This window comes from Mesorhizobium sp. M7A.F.Ca.MR.362.00.0.0 (assembly GCF_004023175.1).
Classification (GTDB): Bacteria; Pseudomonadota; Alphaproteobacteria; order Rhizobiales; family Rhizobiaceae; genus Mesorhizobium.
Genome location: NZ_RZTF01000393.1, coordinates 2,688 through 5,842, shown reverse-complemented (window position 1 = coordinate 5,842; position 3,155 = coordinate 2,688). Strand labels below are relative to the sequence as shown.

At 63.2% G+C, this 3,155-nt stretch carries 2 protein-coding genes and 1 pseudogene; 1 reads left to right on the top strand and 2 read right to left on the bottom strand.

Annotation, left to right across the window (positions count from 1 at the left end; translation table 11 throughout):
• Positions 1–538, top strand: a 538-nt coding sequence (locus EOC06_RS40370) for a hypothetical protein (protein WP_164898825.1), incomplete at its 5' end; no start/stop codon positions are given.
• A 72-nt stretch (positions 539–610) separates the two neighbouring features.
• On the opposite strand, the gene EOC06_RS44910 is transcribed toward EOC06_RS40370, so the two are convergent.
• Together EOC06_RS44910 and EOC06_RS31040 are read right to left on the bottom strand one after the other, a co-directional pair.
• A complete protein-coding gene (locus EOC06_RS44910) occupies positions 611–1,771 on the bottom strand; it encodes an EscU/YscU/HrcU family type III secretion system export apparatus switch protein (protein WP_164898824.1) in 1,161 nt (386 codons plus the stop codon).
• Positions 1,772–1,789: 18 nt separating this feature from the next.
• A pseudogene (locus tag EOC06_RS31040) lies at positions 1,790–3,155 on the bottom strand (ISL3 family transposase); the annotation flags it as partial.

Genomic DNA, 3,155 nt, shown 5'->3' with positions numbered 1-3,155 from the left:
TTTGGGAGGGCTGGGAGGTGCCGTCGCCAGCTTCATGGGCTTGGTGAAAAGCGTCAAGAACGGGGACCCTGCCAGCGCCACCTTGGGCGCCATCGCGGGAGTTTCCGGCGCGCTCGGCTCCGCCGCGTCATTTGCGGAAGGGGCCATGTATTTCGCGGGCGTATCCAGGCTCGACGCTTTCGGCCCATTGAAGTCCGCTTTCTCCGCGATCAGCCGGGCTGTACCGATGAGCGCCTACGATTACGATAGCGCGGCCGCCCGCTTGGCCGCCCGCTACGAATGGAAGGGTCCGAGCCTCGTTCTCGAACGCGTGGGACTTGCCGCCATCGGCGAAGTTACGGCCGGTCTTTCCGATATCGTCGCTCTAGCCCTTGTCTTCTACGACACGTTCAAGGGCGAAATTGCAAGGTCCAGGCAGAATGCAGCCGTCTGGAACGATGTGAACGGGTCTCTGACCCGACTTTTTGGGTCCGGACGCAACATTCACGTCGATTATCCAAACTACAATCCAAAGCCGGGTCCAGGACATCCAAACTGAGCGCGCCCTCGGAGCGCCGATGCTGGGTCCGGCGCGCCACCGGACCTGCCATGACCTTGCAGGTGCCAAGACCTACGCGGCCATGGCCTGAACGACGCGCTCGAAGAAGCGGAGCTGGATGTAGCGGCCGGGAACGGCGGCGTCGAAAACCTCGTCCGCGAGCGGCGACTGCGTCATGATCGGAACGCAAAATCCGGCTCGGACGCGCTGCGTCCGGGCCGCGCCCTCGAGCAGGGCAAGGACCACCGGCGCGGAGGTCATGCCGGCGCCGTAGTAGAGCCCGACGAGCCGGGTGCCGGAATCCAGCCAGAAGGTCGGCTCCGCCTCGCTCGACAGATCCTGCGGCGGCATGTCGCCGAGATCGTGCGCGAAGCTCTTGCGGCCCTTCCTCAGCTCCGGACTGCCGAACTCCTCCTTCTGTTCGCGCTTGAATTCGGTCTGCGTCATGCGCTGGTCGTGGCGGAACAGAGCACGGCTGATGCCGAGATCCACGAAACCGGCCAGGATCAGCGTCGCGCATCCGATCAGGGTGATGGCACCGAAGAGATGCAGGCCGGTCCGCAGGACGCAGGCGTCCCCGCAAAGCGGCGCCCAGATCGCCGTATTGAAGAGAAACATCCCGATCAGGACCCCGCTGCCGCCGACGATCGCCACCTTGATCAGCGATTTCAGGAGTTCGGACAGCGCCTTGATCTCGAAGAACCGCTTCAGGCCCTTGATCGGATCGAGCCGCGTGAAGTTGGGCGCGACGCGCATGGGCGGAGGCGGGACCACGGCAGGGGAATGCCCGTCAGACCCGCGCGCCTTCCTTGCGACTGCCCACATGAAGCCGACCAGTTCACGGGCGATCGCGGTGCAGACGACCGTTGTCCGTTTGCCTCGAGCGCTCAGCATGCGGTAGCGGGCTGTCAGGCGGGACTGCGCCTTCCAGGCGATCTCACACACCTTCGGTGACGCCTGCTCCAATCGGTATAGCTTCGCCTTCCCGACCTTGGGCGGATGTCGATAGGTCCAGGCGCTCTCGACCAACATGTGGCGAACCCGCCCGTTGCCTGCCTTTGTGATGCCGCCGCGCCGGACTGTCTCCCCCGGTTGAGCGCTCGCCGGGAACCAGACCGAGATATCCCAAAGCTGACGCGGGCTTTCGAACCGGCTGGCGTCGCCGACTTCGGTGACGAACGTGACGGCGACAATCAGGTTGTGATTTTTCGTGGAATGAGGGCTCTGACGCACTCTCGCTGCGGCCACAGCCTAAGTTGCACCGACGAGGCGCGCCTGGAGCAGATCAATCTTGGCGCGGCCGTACATTTGCCGCTTGATGAGTTTGAGCTTGGTGATCTGGCCTTCGGTCTGGCCATTCGACCACGGAGAGATAATGGCGTTGCGCACTGCGGCGATGTCCTTCTCGACCCCGTTTGCAAAGGAGCCGACGAGGCTTGCTTTCGCGCCCTCGAGCCAAGCGCTCAGTTTTGCGACCGCCTTTGATCGGATCATCTGCTGAAAGTCGTCGATCAGCGTTCGCGCGGTGACGAGGTCAGGAACATTGCTCTCGATTGCCGCGATCAGTACAGCGTCCGATTTGGACAGGTCGTCACGCGCCAGCGTCATGAGCCTGGCGATGCTTCGTGCCGAAGGCGTGCGGGCAAGTGCGCTTTGATCGGCCCTTTCAGCAAGGCGTCTGCGCCGCGCCCATTCAGAGACGACGCCGATCTGGCCACGAAAGCCTTTCTTGCGCATTTCGCGCCAGAGCGCCGAAGCATTGCGCGCGCCTTGGTCCCAGCGGCCGTCAAGCCAGGGAAGCCATTCCTCGAGCGAACTCTGCCGGACGCGGAACATGTCGGAGCGCTGACCGCGCAGGACGCTGCGGACGAGCTTGCGGCTATGTCCGGTACGTTTGACGATCTGCTTGATCGGCACACCCTGCTTCGACAATTCCAGAATGGCCTCGTTTGTCTCCTGGCGACGCAGATATCCTTCATATTGCAGCCGTTCGGCATAGGTGAAAAGCTTCGGATCGATGATGGTGCTGCCGACGGTCTTTCGGATCTGCCGCATGGACTTGCTGACTGCATCAAGGAAAGCGCGGCTGGCGTTTTCCATCAGATGCCAGCGGTCGGCCACCTGATCGGCATGAGGCAAGGCCTTAGCGATCGCCTCGCCGTATCCGCCACCCCGATCGCGAGCGACAGTCATAATGGAAGGATGGTTCGCCAGCCAAGCCTGCGATGTCGCCTGTTCGCGATCAGGCAGCAATGTCACTGGCCTGCGGCGCTCAAGATCGCAGACAATCGTTCCGTATCGTTGGCCGCGCCGGAACGCGAAGTCGTCGATGCCGATGATGGCGAGCTTATCGCGCGGCTGTTCGGTCCGCCGGCGCACGACACGCAACAGGGTATCATTGCTCACCGGCATCATCAGGCGATCGGCAAAGGCGGCTGCAGGCCTGCCGCCCAGCGCCAGTCCCAAGTGGTGAACGATGGTCTCAAGGCGTCCGGTTCTTCGCGACAACGGCCCAAGGCGCCAAACCGTTCGGCAAAAATGCGGCGGCGGCAAAGAACGGCGTCGCACCAGAAACGGCGAACCGTTACCCGCAAGACCACCCGCCGGCCCGCGATGG